Annotated in this window: 15 protein-coding genes; 7 read left to right on the top strand and 8 right to left on the bottom strand. The window is 50.4% G+C overall.

Features of this window, described 5'->3' with window-relative positions; translation table 11 throughout:
• Nucleotides 1-6: 6 nt before the first annotated feature.
• A complete protein-coding gene (rsmD, locus tag VMT62_11275) occupies nt 7-573 on the bottom strand; it encodes a 16S rRNA (guanine(966)-N(2))-methyltransferase RsmD (GenBank protein HVN97003.1) in 567 nt (188 codons plus the stop codon).
• Entirely contained in the window at nt 570-1538 is a 969-nt protein-coding gene (locus VMT62_11270; protein HVN97002.1) for an ArsA family ATPase, read from the bottom strand. The genes rsmD and VMT62_11270 overlap by 4 nt, the downstream gene beginning before the upstream one ends.
• A 254-nt stretch (nt 1539-1792) precedes the next feature.
• On the opposite strand from VMT62_11270, the gene VMT62_11265 reads away from it, so the two are divergent.
• From VMT62_11265 to lnt, 4 genes are read left to right on the top strand one after another with little or no spacing between them, the layout of a single operon-like run.
• On the top strand, nt 1793-2782 hold the full coding sequence (locus VMT62_11265; GenBank protein HVN97001.1) for a PhoH family protein: 990 nt from the start codon (nt 1793-1795) through the stop codon (nt 2780-2782).
• Entirely contained in the window at nt 2775-4481 is a 1707-nt protein-coding gene (locus VMT62_11260) for an HDIG domain-containing protein (protein HVN97000.1), read from the top strand. The genes VMT62_11265 and VMT62_11260 overlap by 8 nt, the downstream gene beginning before the upstream one ends.
• Nucleotides 4378-4854: an rRNA maturation RNase YbeY gene (ybeY, locus tag VMT62_11255; GenBank protein ID HVN96999.1), complete on the top strand. Its 477-nt coding sequence runs from the start codon at nt 4378-4380 to the stop codon at nt 4852-4854. Before VMT62_11260 ends, ybeY begins: the two co-directional genes overlap by 104 nt.
• The gene (lnt, locus tag VMT62_11250) at nt 4851-6392 is read left to right on the top strand and encodes an apolipoprotein N-acyltransferase (GenBank protein HVN96998.1); all 1542 of its coding nucleotides are present in this window, start codon (nt 4851-4853) and stop codon (nt 6390-6392) included. The genes ybeY and lnt overlap by 4 nt, the downstream gene beginning before the upstream one ends.
• 71 nt (nt 6393-6463) lie before the next feature.
• Here the strand turns inward: lnt and rnc are convergent, their stop codons facing one another.
• On the bottom strand, nt 6464-7138 hold the full coding sequence (gene rnc / locus VMT62_11245; GenBank protein HVN96997.1) for a ribonuclease III: 675 nt from the start codon (nt 7136-7138) through the stop codon (nt 6464-6466).
• Nucleotides 7139-7370: 232 nt separating this feature from the next.
• Here rnc and VMT62_11240 point away from each other — a divergent pair, with 232 nt between their 5' ends.
• On the top strand, nt 7371-8969 hold the full coding sequence (locus VMT62_11240) for a class I adenylate-forming enzyme family protein (protein HVN96996.1): 1599 nt from the start codon (nt 7371-7373) through the stop codon (nt 8967-8969).
• Nucleotides 8970-9181: 212 nt separating this feature from the next.
• Here the strand turns inward: VMT62_11240 and VMT62_11235 are convergent, their stop codons facing one another.
• From VMT62_11235 to VMT62_11220, 4 genes are all read right to left on the bottom strand, one after another.
• Nucleotides 9182-10738, bottom strand: coding sequence for a sodium:solute symporter family protein (locus tag VMT62_11235; protein HVN96995.1), 1557 nt, complete (start codon nt 10736-10738; stop codon nt 9182-9184).
• Nucleotides 10739-11212: 474 nt separating this feature from the next.
• On the bottom strand, nt 11213-11992 hold the full coding sequence (gene lgt / locus VMT62_11230) for a prolipoprotein diacylglyceryl transferase (GenBank protein HVN96994.1): 780 nt from the start codon (nt 11990-11992) through the stop codon (nt 11213-11215).
• A gap of 102 nt (nt 11993-12094) precedes the next feature.
• Nucleotides 12095-12712: an HAD family phosphatase gene (locus tag VMT62_11225; protein HVN96993.1), complete on the bottom strand. Its 618-nt coding sequence runs from the start codon at nt 12710-12712 to the stop codon at nt 12095-12097.
• Nucleotides 12705-13373: a hypothetical protein gene (locus tag VMT62_11220; GenBank protein HVN96992.1), complete on the bottom strand. Its 669-nt coding sequence runs from the start codon at nt 13371-13373 to the stop codon at nt 12705-12707. The genes VMT62_11225 and VMT62_11220 overlap by 8 nt, the downstream gene beginning before the upstream one ends.
• Before the next feature lie 144 nt (nt 13374-13517).
• Between VMT62_11220 and VMT62_11215 the strand changes: the two genes are divergently transcribed.
• Nucleotides 13518-14498, top strand: a complete 981-nt coding sequence (locus VMT62_11215) for a L,D-transpeptidase family protein (protein HVN96991.1) — start codon at nt 13518-13520, stop codon at nt 14496-14498.
• On the opposite strand, the gene VMT62_11210 is transcribed toward VMT62_11215, so the two are convergent.
• Nucleotides 14490-15377, bottom strand: a complete 888-nt coding sequence (locus tag VMT62_11210; GenBank protein ID HVN96990.1) for a carcinine hydrolase/isopenicillin-N N-acyltransferase family protein — start codon at nt 15375-15377, stop codon at nt 14490-14492. The two genes, VMT62_11215 and VMT62_11210, sit on opposite strands and share 9 nt — an antisense overlap.
• Nucleotides 15378-15476: 99 nt before the next feature.
• On the opposite strand from VMT62_11210, the gene VMT62_11205 reads away from it, so the two are divergent.
• Nucleotides 15477-17201: an ATPase, T2SS/T4P/T4SS family gene (locus VMT62_11205; protein HVN96989.1), complete on the top strand. Its 1725-nt coding sequence runs from the start codon at nt 15477-15479 to the stop codon at nt 17199-17201.
• The last annotated feature ends 279 nt before the right edge of the window (nt 17202-17480 follow it).

Below are 17480 nucleotides of genomic sequence, written 5' to 3'. Positions count from 1 at the left end.
TATGCATTAACCTATGGTGTGTATGGTAATAACGGTGTCGCCATAATGTCTCGACTTTGTCTCACCCGGACGGTCGGTTCTCAAGTTCGTGATAATCGGTATCTCCCTCTTGGAGTGCTCCATGATGATCATGGCGTCTCTTTTGTAAATTACGCGCTTTTCAATGCAGAACATCGTCTCCGTCAGGTATCCCTTTTCATAGGGCGGATCCATGAAAATTATGTCATAGAACAGGCCTTTGTCTGAAAGCAAAGGGATGGCATATCTTACATCCATATTAAACACTTGGCAATATTTATTTAACGCCATGGTGGCGAGGTTTTTCTCAAGCATACTCGCCCTTTCCCGGTCGATCTCAACGCACGTGGCCGACCTGGCTTTCCGGCTCAATGCCTCGATAGAGAAGGAGCCTGATCCTGCAAAAAGATCAAGCACATCCTTGCCTTCCACGCTACCTATGGCATTGAAGATCGCCTGCCTGACTTTTGAAGACGTGTAGCGGGCCTCCCCGCCGCCAGAAAGACTTATGGTTCTGCCTTTCAGACGTCCGCCCGTGATTTTCAGCGTATTCATGGGGAACACCACCCACTTCCTTGAGGAAAGAGCGCCTTTGAAACCTCGAGGATCTTTTCGTAGCCTTTTATTTCATAGGGCGCAAGGTAAAGGAGCATGATATTCTTGTCCCCGTAGTCGTCCCTGATGGAGTCGATATACTGCCTTTGCATTAAGCGACGCATTCTATGGAATTCACAGTCATCCTTCTCTATTACGTGGTTGATGATGATGTTTTCAACCTTTAGATTGTTCTGCTCCAGTTCACCAATCACCCTTTGGGTGAGTTTCACGCCTAACGCCTCGGGGATCGTCACGATGAGATACTGGACAAGAGAAGGGTCCCTGATAAAGGCGACGATCTTCTCGGCAAGGGCTTCCCAGCCTGCGATGATCTCTAAGAGGGTCCTTTTCGATTCCGCGAGCGTAAGCGCGTCTTTCAATTTTTCCAGATAGCCGTACATGTTCATGTAGAACTTGGTGGCTGCCTCCATATGGGAGAGAAAGAGTTGGGGCAATTTAAGCAATCTTAACGTGTGGCCTGCCGGGGCCGTGTCCCAAACCACGATGTCGTAGGCCTTGCTCATGACAAGCTCCATAATAAAATTGAGCATGTACTCCTCCTCGATACCCGGCGCGCCTCCGATATAATCCACAAAATCATAATCGACAGCAGCAAAGCAGGAGACCACTTCATAGATCTCGGCTCCGAAACGCTCCTTCCATCGCTTGAGAACGATGTCTGATGATACTTCGAGACCGTACAATTCGAGGTCATCATATACCTTGACCTCTCTGTCGCCGATCTGTTTTTCAAAAATATCCGAGAGCGAGGGTGCCGGATCACTTGAAATCACGAGGACCTTCTTGTTGTCCCGCGCGAAACGTAAGGCGATGGCGGCAGCGCAGGTCGTCTTTCCCACGCCCCCCTTGCCGCCGACCATGATAAGCTTGACCTGGTCTTTTTCCATACCGAATGCGCCCATAGGGTCAATATCATAGCATGTCGGGCATCGAAAAGCGATTGAGCGTACGAGGTGATTCCTCGTTCCATTCCCCTGCCATTCCTGATGAATCCAGGTTAGGGCCGGTCGCGCTATCGCGCCTTTGCAGGGGTGCGAAATGAGAAAGACGCCAAACATATCGACGCAGGCGGCCGGAAAGACAGATTGACCACGGTTTGAAAAAAGAGTTTTTTGTGGTATAGTAGAAACATAACATAAGGAGAAGACAAAGCTTATTGGACGAGAAAACTGAGGAAGGATTCTTAAGACTATCCTTCGAGGATATCGACGTGGCCCGAAACCTCTTCGGGCCCCGTGAAGAAAACATAAAATACCTGAAAAAATACTTCAACATCCGGCCAAGCATTCGGGGAACTCACCTCACCCTTGTGGGGAGCAAAAAGGATATCGAGGATGCCGGCAAAGTAATAGGCGAACTCCAGGGAATTATCAAGAAGGGGTTCACATTGCATCATTCCGATATCGATAACGCGGTTCGTTTTGTATCTCATGCGCATCACCCAACAGAAGATATCCGGAAAGATCAAATATATATCGGCGCCTCAAAAAAGATCATAACGCCCAAGACCCGTAACCAGCGGGCTTACGTCGAGGCCATGAGAAAATACGATATGGTCATCGGCATCGGTCCTGCGGGCACGGGCAAGACCTATCTCGCCATGGCCATGGCCCTTTCAGCTTATTACCGTAAGGAGGTTACGAGGATAGTGCTCACGCGACCCGCCATTGAGGCAGGCGAGAAACTCGGATACCTTCCGGGAACCATGTACGAGAAGGTAAACCCTTATCTGAGACCGCTCTATGATGCACTCTACGACATGGTTGACATGGACAGGGCGGGCCGGCTTCTCGAACGGGGCGTAATCGAAATCGCACCGCTCGCGTTCATGCGGGGCAGGACCCTAAACGATGCCTTTATTATTCTCGATGAGGCTCAAAATACCGCCTCGGAGCAAATGAAAATGTTTCTGACAAGGCTTGGATTTTCTTCGAAGACCGTAATCACCGGCGACATTACCCAGATCGATCTGGCTGACAAAAAAACGAGCGGCCTCGTGGAAGTTCAGCACGTGCTTCAGGGGATCAAGGGTATCAGGTTTGTTTACTTTACGGGAAAAGATGTGGTCAGGCACCCGCTCGTCCAAAAGATAATCAAGGCTTACGAAGACCGCAAACCCACACCGAAGGACGGGAGAAATGCCTAACGGCAAGGACAGACCTCCTTCGTATATAGATTATCGGAAGCTGCTCGTCCTCTTTGTTTTTTCTCTCGTGCTTGCGCTCGTTGTCGGCGTTAAAAGCCCCCGTGTGAGCGCTACATACGAACTGAACGACATCTCCTCATCCAACATCAAAGCGCCTGTCGACTTTTCGATCCCGGGCACCGATATGACGGTGAAGAAGGGCGAGATCATTGTCCGTGAGGGCGAAAGGATCAACGAGGAGCACTTGAAGAAACTTGCCGCCTTAAACGCCTTAAGTAGCGCCGGGGAGTTTTCCGTAAGAAGGTTCTTCGCCTTTTTTGTTCTCATGTTCTTATACGTCATCGTCGTTTTTGTTTATGCAGAAAAGAATATCAAGAAATTTGTCCTTTCGCTCAAAGACCTCGTTTTTGCCACGGTCTTTACCGTGTTCAGCACTCTTCTCATGAAGGCATGTTTTATGATTTTTACCTATTACGTGGAAAGTCTCGCCGGGGAGTTGTTCTACGTGATACCCATATTTCTTTTCGGCATCGTCTTCAGGATTGTCCTTTTTTCCGAAGCGGCACTGGTCTTTTCCTTAATCCTCGCCGTGGTTCTCGGTTTCGCCTTCGAAAACAGTCTTACCGTCTTTCTCTACGTCTTCGTAGGCAATATCCTCGCCTCCTATTTCTCGGGCAAATGCGAGAATCGGAGCATCATACTCAAGGCAGGGCTTTATGCGGCTTCAATAACGGCTTTGCTTGTCATTATGCTCGGCCTCTTTTTCGGTCATCCCGAGGGGCATGTTACGGCACAAATCGCCTTTATACTCTTAAGCGGCGTGATAAGCAGTTTTCTCGCCCTGGGTATCCTTCCGCTCATCGAAAACGTCTTCGACTACACAACCGACATCAAGCTTCTGGAACTCGCTAATCTCGAGAACCCGCTTCTCGAAGATATGATGCTTAATGCGCCCGGCACTTATCATCACAGCATCGTGGTGGGCAACCTTTCCAAGGCCGCCTCGGAGAGCATCGGGGCACATCCGCTGCTCACCCGCGTGGCCGCGTACTATCACGATATCGGAAAGCTCAAGATGCCCCACTATTACATTGAGAACAGGCCGGGGAGCGAAGATGCTCATGAAGGCTTAACTCCCAACATGAGCGCGCTGATCATCCTTTCCCACGTGAAGGAAGGGGTGGATCTGGCTCACGAATATAAGATCGGAACAAAAATCACCGACATTATACGGCAACACCACGGCACAAGCCTGGTAAGCTATTTTTACAGTGTGGCCAAAGAAAAGGAGGACCCCAATCTCCATGTGATTGAAGAGAAGGATTTCCGCTATGCCGGACCAAAGCCACAGACTAAAGAGGCGGGTATCATCATGCTTGCCGACGCAGTGGAGGCCGCATCGCGCACCCTTGAGGACCCGACACCTAAGAGGATCGAAAGCCACGTTCAGAATATCATAGAGAATATATTCCTCGACGGTCAGCTCGATGAGTGCGAGTTAACCCTGAAAGACCTGCATGCCATTCAGAAGAGTTTCATAGCCATTCTCATCGGCATCTTCCATCATAGGATTGATTATCCTGAAAGGACGACCAATGGCGGTACTGATAAAAAACTCCCAAAAACTTCTGAGACTAAACATAAAGACCATCAAAAAGGTCACCGAAGATTTGCTCGCCTTTTCGGGGGTTCAAAATAAGGACTTGAGCCTCCTCTTCGTGGACAACAAAAAGATCGCGGAACTCAACAAACATCTCTTCGGAAAGAACCGACCGACCAATGTCATATCTTTTTCTTATCTTAACGGCCTGCCATCAGAGGTCCTCGGTGATATCATCATTTCGATTGAGCGGGCTGAAGAGGAGGCCCGCGAGGCGGGGCTGCCACTGTACGACCGAATTTTTGCGCTTATCGTCCACGGCCTGGCACACGTCCTGGGATATGACCATGAGAAGGGTGGACAAGAGGCCAGAAGAATGCGTTACAGGGAGAAAAGGTGCATGGATTTCGTGAGAGCCCATAATACGTACGGGGAACAGAGCGGCGTAATCAAATCGGGGTGCGCATATTGAAGGCAATCCATAGTAAAGGATTCTTGCACGGCCTCAATAAGTATAGCCTGTCTTTTCTTTCCGGCATCCTGCTTGTCGTCATTCAGCCGCCTATTTCTCTGTTTCCGCTCGCCTTTATCGCCCTCATGCCGCTTTTCGGTTCGATAAAGAAAGATGATCTTCGCTTCTCGTTCGTTTCCGGATACCTGACGGGCCTCGTCTCCTATCTTGGTCTCATATACTGGGTGGTCATCGCCATGAACCGTTATGGCGGGATCGACATTGTTTCGAGTTTTCTTATCCTCCTCCTGTTTGTGTTCTACCTTTCGCTCTACACCGGTGTTTTCGCACTATCCTGCGCCTGGTTTGAAAAACGGTTTTCAGTACCGCTCTATCTCTCGGCGCCTCTTACATGGGTCGCACTCGAATACGCGAGAGGTGTTCTGTTATCCGGCTTTCCCTGGTCCTTTCTTGCCCATTCCCAATACACCTTTCTCCCTTTCATTCAAGTGGCGTCGATTACGGGCGCTTATTTCATATCCTTCCTCATCGTTGCCGTAAACACGATTTTCTTTGTCCTCTGGAAAAGAGGAAGGATGTCTCCCATCTATGTCGTCGTCATAGCAGCCCTTGTCGCTCTTACCCTGGTATATGGATTCGCTAAGCTTTCCGAAAAGACCGAGAGACCCCATTTTAAGACGGCAATTGTACAGGGAAACGTGAAACAGGATGTGAAGTGGGACGAGGCTTTTAAGGTCATGACCATCAAAAAGTATTTACAGATGACCTTGTCGTCTGTCAAAGACGTGGATCTGGTCATCTGGCCGGAAACCGCCATGCCCTTCTTATTTGACCGGGAGATATATGCGAACAAATACATCAAAGCATTACCCGGCGCTGTGGGCAGCAACCTTCTGTTTGGCACCATGTCCGAAGACTCGTCAAGGAGGTTACGCAACTCCGCTTACGTCATCGGCAAAGACGGCGAAACAGAGGGAGTCTACAATAAAGTACACCTCGTGCCCTTCGGCGAGTATACGCCGCTCATCTCTTATTTCCCCTTTCTCGCAAAACTGACTGCTGCGGGGGGTGATTTTTCGCCCGGCCAATCTCACGAACCGATCAAAACGGATATCGGCTCTATCGGCGTCCTCATCTGTTACGAGGGGGTATTCCCCTCCATAACCAACGAAACGGTTCGCAGAGGAGCCCAAGTGCTTGTTAATCTGACGAACGATGCCTGGTACGATAGGACATCGGCGCCCTATGAGCATTTTGCCTTCTATGTGTTCAGGGCCATTGAGACGGACCGATATCTACTCAGAGCCGCCAACACAGGGATAAGCGCCGTCATCGACCCGAATGGACGCATTGAGGCAAGAACGCCGATCTTCACCGAAGACGTGCTGCAAGGATCCTTTGCACTCCGGAGTACAAGAACCGTTTATGTGAGGTGGGGAGATTATTTCATGATCATAGCGCTTTTGGTGCTTGCTTCAGCCATAGGGGCGGGTTGGCGCAGACGGTTGCGGGTCGAGAAGAAATCTCTGCCACAATGAACGGTTCATTCAAGCACGCGACCGTAGCGGACGGGGCTTGCAAGGCTAAACCGTATCACCAAAACAGTTGCCTATTCTTTTTCGCTCTCTCTTAAGATATCGAGAAGCAGTCTCGCCGCCTGCTGCTCGGCCTCTTTTTTACTCTTGCCGACCCCTCGCGCCCTGAATCGATCCCCCGCGTATGCAAAGACGGTAAAACCGGCCTTTGTTTTTCGGGAAAATTTGTATTTCGGAAGGAGTCCCCACTTCTTCTGAGAATATTCCTGGAGCGTATTTTTGGGGTTCTTTTCGGTCAGTTTCTTCTCATTGAAATAGGGGATAAAAAGGGTCTTGATGACGCTCGTTGCCTTTCTCATTCCGCCATCCAGATACATGGCGCCGACCAGGGCTTCGAACATATTGGACAGGACCTTCGATTCCTCCGGCACAGCGCCGTCCGCATTTCCGTAGCTCATATGCTTCCCAAGGTTGATTTTCTTTGCGATCTCGGTGAGCGTTTCCCGTTTCACAAGGCTTGAGCGGGCATTACTCAGAAATCCTTCATTCCTGTCTTTATATTTCTTGTACAGAAGTACGCTGATGACCGTATTGAGAATGGCGTCTCCCAGATATTCGAGCTTCTCATTATCCGAAGGCCTGGCCTCTTTTTTCTCGTTAAAACAAGAGCTGTGGGTCACGGCCTGTTCGTAGAGGCCCCGGTCCTTGAACGTATACTGTATCGTCTTTTCGAGCGCCGTCTGGTGCATAACAATTCAGTAATGAGTTTAATCAGCTTAAGGCACGTAAGTCCGTGCCCCGTGTGCTCGCTTCATTCTCCGAATTATCTTCGTATGGAGTCCTTCTTCTTCGCTTCTTCAGTATATCTGATGGGATCATAAATCCCGAGTTCGCCGGTTCATATTGACAAAGAACCACAATCCTTTTATCATGCTAATGGAAGGAGGGCAACAAAAAAGAATTCGCTCAAGGAGGGTTATTATGAATTTCGCCATGTTTTCGAGCCTCAATGCAAGCAAGTTTCCAGAACGCGAATTTATAATTGAAAGCTATCCGTCTAAGAAGGTACGTAGAAGCCTCACATGGGAAGAATTCGACGGTCAGGCAAACAAACTCGCCAACTACCTGGTCAAAGAGTGCGGCATCAAAAAGGGTGACATCGTCGTCCACCTCATGATGAACTGCATGGAGTGGTACGCGAGCTATATTGCCGTTTTGAAGACGGGGGCCACGGTGACCCCGCTCAATTTCCGGTTCGCAGGCGCCGACATCAAGTATGCCGCCGACGTTACAAAATGCAAGGCCTTTATATTCGGCGATCAATTTAATAGCCGCGTTGAGCCGATCATGGGACAGATGGATTATTGTAAGCACTTCATCTGCCTCGGCGAAACGGTCCCCAGTGGCGCAACGTCCTATAAGAAGATCCTCGAACAAGGCGACGCAAACCATGTGCTGGCGGAAACGGGCGATGATGATATGGCTGAGCTCATGTTTACCTCAGGCACTACCGGCGCGCCCAAACCTGTGTCACATACGCATAAAACGCTTTTTTATATCGGCATCGGTAATGCCCTCACGTACAACGAAGGTTACAACAGTGTTTATCTTTCGCCCCATCCATTCTACCACAGCGGCACCTTGTTTCTGTCATTCCCCAGCTACATCGCCGCCGGCAAAGTGCTCATGCCCATGGAAATACAGCCCGAATTCTACCTGAGGACCATTGCAGACGAGAAGTGCACCGGGGGATGGAACACAGTGCCCACCTGGTCTGATGTGATCAACGCCATCAAATCGGGGCAGGTAAACGTCAAGGACTACGATCTCTCAGCGCTGAAACACATCGAGATCGGGGCTCAGCCTGTGCCCTACGTGCTCCTTGAAGATTCCAAAAGAATATTTCCGAACCTTCCTATTGCCAATATTTACGGAATCACCGAGGGGGGAGGCGGGGGACTTACGAACTGCTACGACGAAGACATTATGAGAAAACCGGGCTCGATCGGCAAGGCCACTGTCTTTATGGAGGCGAAGGTTGTGGACGCCGACGGAAAGGAACTGCCTCGCGGAAAGGTGGGCGAACTTCTGCTCAAGGGGCCCCGTCTCATGAAGGAATACGCCTTCAACCAGGAAATGACGGCCAGAACCGTGAAGGACGGATGGCTCTACACGGGTGATCTCGCCTATCTGGACGAAGAAGGTTTTATCTTTTTTGCAGACAGGGCGAAGGATTTGATCATAAGGGGCGGCGAGAACATATTCCCCGCTGAGATCGAGGATGTCCTGAGAAAACACCCGAAAATACAAGATGTCGCGGTGCTCGGCTATCCACACCCGCGGCTTGTGGAAATTGTTATGGCCATTATTCAGACAAAAGAGGGCCAGACCTTAACCGATGAAGAAGTGATAAACTTCTGCAAGGACAGGGGAATGGCAAAGTACAAATGGCCGGAAAAGATGGTCTATGCGCCCATCCTTCGCAACCCTGCGGGCAAAATCGAAAAGCCGAAATTGAGGGAAGTCTACGTGAAGCCCGCAAAAGATGCCATGGAGCAGGAGTTCAAGAAGCGAGCTTAAACCAGTCCTGACAACACAACCAGGACGCCCGTTTTTCTCCGGCCGTCCTGGTTTCGCCCTCATTATAGCGGTCCCAATGTTTTCCGACGAGATCTGTAACGTATCGAACGGCCATGCATGGTCCCTCCTTTGTTGTGCCATTCCATATGACTCACCGAAAAGGGTCAAAAAAAAGGGGCCTGAAGGCCCCTTTTTTTGTGTTTCTGGCTCGGTCATTTCTTAACAAACAGTTTATCAATAAGCTCTTGCGACGGCCGCTTGGTCAGGAAACTGACACCGAAATACAGGATAAGGCAGCCGGCCACGAGTATCCACTCCATGGTGCCCATGCCAAGAAGGGGCGGCTTCCGTCCGAGTACGGCCCACCCTCCCCAGAGGGTGCCGATGGTTCCGTAGATGACCGTACAAATGGCGCCCCACTTTGTGGCACCCTTCCAGTAATAAGAGATAACCGTGACGAAGAAGAAGATTGCCCCGAGCCCCATGGCCGCCAGGCCCATGAACACAGCTAATAGCTGAGGGGGTCGATTGAGCGTCCAGAAGAAGGGGAGGAAGAGAAAGATGGCGATAAGGAGATATCCGAGATACAGCATGGACTTATCTGAGACCTTGGGTTTGAGTAGCTTGATGATGTCATTCGTCACGTTGGCACTCATAATGAAGACCATGGCTGAGAGCGTCCCGAGGGCCGCGCCCACGAGTCCGGTAAGATACGCAGCCAGGAGCTTAGAGCCTCCCATGGCCCAGGCGAGGACTGGTGCTGCAAGGTCCGCGCCCCACTGTTTGTTGGCGAGAAGGTTCTTACCAAAAATTATCCGGGCGACAAGCCCGTTGCTTGAGCAGTCCAGCATTACCGGTATGCCTGCCGTCAGCCAAACGACAAAACACAGAAGGACGAACTCTTTTCTGGACATCTTCTTCATACCCAGGAATCTGCTGATGTTATGAGGAAAGCCGACCGCCATGGTAAAGAAGATTACCGGTGTTGCCATTATTCCCACATAACTTGAAAAGAGCTGCGTCATGCCGATTTTAGGCAGGGCTGGATTGATGAGTTTCATGAGGGATGGGTCCTGGCCCATGAGTGTGTTGGAGATTGAGCCGAAGCCACCCGCGTAGATGAGCGCCCACACACCGAGCAGGGCGCCGACAAATCCCAGAAACGCCCCTTTCACGGCTATAAACCACTGCGTCCCCATATAGCCGCCAAGAACAAGAAATATCCAGGCGATGACGATGGAAATCAAGAGACACCATACAGGGGGCAGGCCGGTAACGGCATACCAGACGGTACCTGCCGCCTTAAGCTGGCCAACAGAGTAGATAAAAAGAAAGAGGAGCATGCTTGCAGCCACAATCAACTGCAGTCCTTTAGATTCGAAACGCTTACCAATGGTCTGCGGTATTGTGGCGGCACCGAGCTTTGAGGAAAATTCCCTGGTTTTCGTAGCGGCCAGCCAGACGCAGGGAATGATGCCCACAAGGGTCCAGATGCCGGCAAACCACATGCCCGAAAACCCGACGCTATATACAATGGCCGTGCTTCCACAGAAAGCCCACCCAGAGATGTAGGAACCTGTGAGGGCAAGGCCGGTTACCCAGGGACCGATATCTCTTTTTCCCACGAGATATTCCTCAAAAGAAGCCCACTTCCGTTTTGCCATGGAGCCCAGGAAGACGGCTACCGCCAAGAGAACGGCAACTCCAATTATCGACCAGATGACCATTTCAGGAGTTGGTTTTGGAATGTCAAGGTATTGTGGGTTCATCAGTCCAACCTCCTGGCGACTAGCCACGTCCCGATTAAAGTCATGAGGAACGTTCCGATAATCAATCCAAACCAGACGTACCAAGCAAACATAGGATCAACTGATTCTGGCTGCATAATAACCCCCTTGTTTTTTAAGAACCGAATAACAATGAATCCTAAGCTGTTATCACCTCCTCTTTTCAGATTGTTATGGAAATACGTATTGTTACGGAAATATGGGTCGTAAGCGCAACCCGGAGGACAAACCGTTGCGAAACACAAACCATAATAACTGCCCCCTTCCCCTCTGTTAATGATAGTATGCCCGCAAAAAATGTCAAGCACAATTTGTTGACCCTTGGGACTTGATGATTTTCCGCGGGGTTTCATCGGGCTTGCGAAGATCGGGTGAGAGGCATTTACGCTCGCGGCGGACAGATGGGTAGCGGCGTTCTCACGACCATTGCGGAGGGCGCTCACGCATGCCGCATCCCTATCGGGCGCACCTTCTTACTGAGCAGGCTACGAGAATTCCCGCCACGATCATACAGATGCTCAAGATCTGCCCCATGCTCAATACCGCAAAAATGTATCCAATTTGCGCGTCGGGCTGCCGGAAGAACTCGCAGAATATCCTGAAAAGGCCATAGAGGATAAGGAAGAGCGCAAAGAGATCGCCTTCACGCTTCTTGTGATCCTTGTATATCCAGAGGATCGTAAAAAGGACCACACCCTCCAGGAACATCTCATAGAGTTGAGAGGGATGTCGGGGCATAGGACCTCCCTCCGGAAAGACCATGGCCCAGGGCACACTCGAAGGCTTGCCGAAGAGCTCGCCGTTGATGAAATTGCCTATCCTACCCAAGCCTATGCCAATAGGACATGTGGGAATAATGAGATCGGCTGTAGAAAAAAACCCGAGTCTTTTTCTCCTGATCACGATATATCCCGCAATGAAGGCGCCCAGGAGTCCGCCGTGAAACGACATACCGCCGTTCCACACGGCAAATATTTCAAGCGGGCTTGCGAGATAAGAACTGAGATTATAGAACAGCACATAACCGAGCCGCGCCCCTATGATGAGTCCAAGGATAAGATAAAAGAAGAGGTCATCGATGCTGTCCCTGTTGTATGTCAGTGATTTCTTCTTCACCTGATAGAGCACAAGCAGATATGAAGAGACAAAGCCAAAGATATACATAAGGCCGTACCATCGCAAAGACAACGGGCCTATCCTCAAAATAACCGGATCGATATGGGGAAACTCAAGCATATAATAATATCCGTTTTTCTGCAGGCGATAAAGTCTTGAGACGTTGCCTGCGATATATCAGGCGGCTTGCCTCAATCTCACGCCTCTGAGTTATCACGTATGTTATATACTATTTTCTTTGATAAATTCCCACAGATCTTTGGGGGATCTAAAGACCATGCCCTTCAGACCGAAGCTTTGAGCGGCCGCCACGTACCGGGGGATATCGTCGATATAGAATACCTCTTCCGGCTTTGCATCGGTCTTCTCGAAAATCGTATCGTATATTTTTTGTTTGGGCTTTTTGGCTCCAACTTCATAGGAGAGGATCCATTCATCAAAGGAGTGGACGATGGGATACCGCTCCGTGATGTAAGAAAAATGGAACTCGTTCGTATCGCTTAACAGAAACATAGGATAGCCTTTGTTTTTCAAATAGAGGATCGCCTCATTGACTTCCGAGTTTTCCCAGAAGATCGTATTCCAGATGTCTTTGAACTCCTCAATTTCGAGGTCGAGTTTGTAACGTTCCCTGAGCCTGCCAAAGAATTCGAGGGAAGTGATACGGCCCTCCTCGTAAGGGTTTACCAGGCCGCGCTCTCTCTCAAAGATAAATTTGAATATCTCTTGAGGGGTGAACCGGTCCTGTATCCTCGAAGCTTCGTGGAGCTTGGTGGCAATCTGCCTGTGCTCGAAAGGCAAGATCACATTGCCGAGATCGAAAACGAAGAGCTTAATCATAGGGAAAAACCTTCGTCGGACCGAGACAGGCAAAGAGATTGTCAGGGTCTTTGAGGTGCCGCCAGCCCGTAATGTGGACGAACCGCTTTCCCTGATGATGGCGCATCAATATCTGCAATCGCCGGCTCATATATTTGTCCCTGATAAGCATTTCATCCGTATAGGGCGCCGTCTGCACACCCGTATCAAAATAGAGTCTCGCGAGCGCCCGTTCCGCGCTACCTGTTGGTGCTTCCCGGGCTTCCAGTACTTTTCTGATATTCTTGACGTTAAGAAGCTCCTCCACGCTCCTGAGCTTCAAATACGAAAACAGGTCCATATCGAGAAGATAGAGCAACGCGGGTCTGTCTCGGCAATAGCGCACCGAGGATTCGTATTCGGAAGGCAGATCCACGTAGGCGCACAAAAAGGCGAGGGACTCTTCATCCAGGGCTTCTTTCTTCTGCCTCATATCCATAGCTACCGATTCAATCCGCTTTCTGTATATATGGCCCTTTTCTTTTCTGAACTTAAGACCGTATTGCGAGAATTCAAGGGTCACTACGTGAGGTTTTATCCGATCAAGCCACAAATCGGTGAGCTTGCCGTTTTCTCTATCCCTGTGGATCATCCCCAGGATGTACAGACCCTTGTCCTTGATCTTAACAGAAGTAACTCTCATACCTAAATTTATGCACGCAGGCAACCGCGTTTTCAAGAGAAATGTGAAACCGCGCCGTGTAAGGCCGTAGCGCGGAAAGAACCTGCCCCAACAATTCTATTGTCAATTATCGAAACATATACTACAATAGGCTACTAATCGATAATGAAAGCGCTTGTCAAACCCCTGGTGGTTTTCTCTTTATGCGCATGGGTGGCGTCGGCATATGCCGCCGATATGATCGTGGGCGGGGACGCGACCTATGTGGTAGAGAAGAACGACAATCTCTACCTCATTGGGGCGAAGGAAGGAGTATACTGGAAAACTATAGCGCGAGACAACGGCCTCGATATGCGACAGGCGCCCGCGCAGGGGGCTGTCCTTAGGGTCAACACACGCAGGATAGTGCCGAAAATCGTAGATGATGGTATCATCATCAACATACCGGACAGGACACTCTATTTCTTCAGAAACGGCAAAGTCTCCTTCTATCCCGTGGGCCTTGGGCTTATCACCAAGACCAAGACGGCCGACTGGAGGACGCCGACCGGCAAGTTTTCTGTGGTGGGCAAACGGAAAGACCCCACATGGTATGTGCCCGAATCCATCCAGATGGAAAATGCGATGAAGGGAAAAGACATTGAGGAAACGGTACCTCCGGGACCGGATAATCCTCTTGGTAAATACGCAATTGAAACGTCCATCCCTGCCACGCTCATTCACGCGACCATATGGCCGGGAACCGTCTATCGTTACATGAGCCATGGGTGCATCAGAATGCTGCCGGAACATATGGAAGAACTCTATCCCCTAGTCAATACAAAGACCAAAGGCGAGATCATCTACGATCCCGTCAAACTGGCGATCGCGAACGACGGAAAGGTCTATCTTGAAGTGAGAACCGATGTATACAAGAAGTGCACCTCGCTCAAAGAACAGGTGTCAAAGGTCATCAGGGATAGGGGCGTGTCGGACAGGGTGGACTGGTTAAAGATCAATAAACTGATTCGTGACGAATCAGGTGTTGCTGAAGATGTCACGCTCACCGAGACAGCTCAAATCAAGAAACCGGTGAGCCGGGAACGGGTTGGGTTCGCTCAAAGGATCGTGCAATTTTTCAAATCACATTTCAGAAGATCAATATGACGAGGTCGAAAAGTCACCGGCTTTGCCTTCCTCCCAAAAAGACCCATCAAGGGTCATCCTTTTCAAACTTGATGACTCCCCGGAATTTACCAGCTTGACGTACAATTCAGGAAAACCTTCCGTCGGCACGTAGACAACCCAGCCCGCGAGTGTCCGTGTTGTTTCATACCCGTGCGCCTCCCTCCAGAGGGCTCCTTGTCGCCCGGCATTTGTATCGTTACTGAAAGCGATGAAATCATCGATCGTGAAAGGTGCCCCGTGGCTCTTCATAAGGTAGTTCACACGTCTCAATCTGAGAACGCTCCCCTTGCTTAACCGCTCGTTGGCGTCTCGAAGCTCCCGATGCGTATAATGGTTAGTGAGGGCAAGCCTTCCCCTATTCTCCCTCACGACGAAAGCCACCTTGCCTTGGGGAGCCACCTCAACCGAGGCTATCTGTGTGGCGTCACCCATAATATAAAGGGCAGGGTGACTCTTCTGAAAAAGGTCCCTCTGGAAAAGGACCGCCCGGACCGAATCGAAGGATGTGAGCAGTCTCTCCGTTAAATCCTCTGTGGCCACGTGCCGCTTCTTTATTGGGACGGTCACTGCCGAGGCGTTGACGATCGTGAGACCCTTTTCGTTTATCCCGGCCGTCACGTACCCGTCCGCGCGCACATCGAAAATGCCCACAAAGGCAAGCCCGTTTTCGGGCCTGACAAATTTCAATGCGGTATATAGATACGAGAGGTTATCCCTGTTCTTTGCAATAATGCTCCCCCTGTTCTTGACCATGTCCCCGGTTGCCGCAAAGATCGTGCACGCCCTTGAGGCAGAGAAAGGGAAACAAACACAGACGGCGAGCTCGCAAAACATGAGGAGCCCCTGAATCAATCTCATTTTGAATACCATACGAGCCAGTATACCATAACCGTGAGGAATCAAGCGCGGGTAAACATTCTCATTGCCATGCCCGGGAATATTTCTTACAATGGAGAAATGACCAGGAGATTGAAGAAGGATTCGCCTGAAGCCCGACTCGCCCATTTCCTGCTCGACCAGCGTCTTATAACCGAGGAACTGCTCGAAAAAGCCCTCGACATCCAGACGACCGATGGAGGTCATCTGGGCGAGGTGCTCGTAAGGAAAGGTCTCATCAGTGAGGATGACCTTGCCTTCGGCGTATCTCAACTGTTTAATATGCCCCTTCTTTCCTCTAAAACAGGGGCCATCAGACCTCACGAACACCAGAATCTGGAAAAACTCGTATCAAAGCATTTTGCCCTTCGCAACATGATCATTCCTCTTTCCCGGGACCGGAACATGCTCACGTGTGTCATGTTTGATCCGCTGGACTTTATGCTGATCGATGAGTTGCGGAAGATTACGGGGTTGGAGGTGAGCCCCGTTGTAGCCACGAAATCGGATATTGTCAAAGCCATCGAAGAGTTTTACGGCGGTCTGGAGTTGGTAAAGAGAGAGAACGCCAAGCCGCACGCCGTAAACAGGATCGACTTCAAGGACACGGGAGATGAAGAATCGTTAAGCATCGACAATATCATAGCCCGCGCAAAAGCCGCACCCGTGGTCAAGCTTGTGGACCTCATGATCTGGCAGGCGATCAACAAAAGGGCCTCGGACATACATATCGAGCCCTTCGAAGACCGGTTTTCTCTGAGGTACCGCGTGGACGGCAAACTCTATGAAATACCGCCTCCGCCCAATCATTTACTCTTGCCTATTGTTTCCCGCATCAAGATCCTCTCCCGGCTCGATATCGCGGAACGGCGTTTGCCACAGGACGGCGGCTTCGTGGTGAAACTCGAGGACAGGAACATAGACATACGCGTATCCGTCATCCCCACGCTCTACGGCGAAAAGGTGGTTATGAGGATCCTCGACAGGAGCGGCGTAATCATGGATTTGCCTGAGATGGGCTTTGAGGCAGAAGATCTCGAGACATTAAGACAGGCAATAGGTTGTCCATACGGCCTGGTTTTCCTGACCGGCCCTACAGGAAGCGGCAAATCGACGACCTTATACGCGATCCTCCAGGAAATCAAGTCCTCCGAAAAGAACATCATCACCGTTGAAGACCCGGTGGAATACAGACTTGACGGGGTGAATCAGGTACAGGTAAAGCCTGAGATCGGCCTCACCTTCGCGAGTGCATTGAGAAGTTTTCTCCGTCAGGACCCCGACATCATGTTCGTGGGTGAGGTGAGAGACCTGGAGACCGCCGAGATCTGCGTGCGCTCAGCATTGACGGGACACCTTGTCTTAAGCACCCTGCATACCAACGATGCCCCTTCAGCAGTGACACGGCTCGTCGATATCGGCGTGGAACCCTATCTTCTCGCCCCTACCCTCCTCGTTGTGGTGGGACAGAGGCTCGTAAGACGGCTATGCCCGGAATGTAAAGAGGGCTATAGGCCCACCCTTAAGGAACTCGGTAATGTGAGACTCAAGGCCGACACCATCTACCGGCCCAAAGGCTGTCCCGTCTGCGGCCATACAGGCTACAAAGGAAGGACGCTCATCGCCGAGGTCATGCCCACCTCCCAGGAGTTGAAGGAACATATGGCCCGTGGCGTGGCCTACCACCAACTCCGCGACCTTGCGAGGAAACTCGGTATGTCTACCCTCTACGAATCGGGCCTCAAGAAGGTTGAGAACGGTATCACAAGTCTCGAAGAAGTACTCTCCGTGACGCTCGGTATCTAAAAGATCGTGTGGCCGACAGAGATAAAATGCGGATGCGCCCTTAAGGTGCCGGTTGAGCAACCTGATCGCCCGTTTTCTCTCCATCGACTATCCTCTATTTTCGGGGTGCTCTCTTTTTGCTGAGATATACCCATGAATTTAATTGACATTTTGCATTACGTCGTAGATAATTACGGGGTCTCAAAAAAAGGACGTTTTTGAAAAATAAACCGCTTAAGGGAGGAATGTTCTATGGAAGAGAAACTTGCAAATCCCGCTCCACTTGGCTTGATGGGATTC

This window comes from Syntrophorhabdaceae bacterium (assembly GCA_035541755.1).
Lineage (GTDB): Bacteria > Desulfobacterota > Syntrophorhabdia > Syntrophorhabdales > Syntrophorhabdaceae > PNOF01.
The sequence above is the reverse complement of the archived record's forward strand: the minus strand, read 5'-3'. Positions and strand labels throughout refer to the sequence as shown.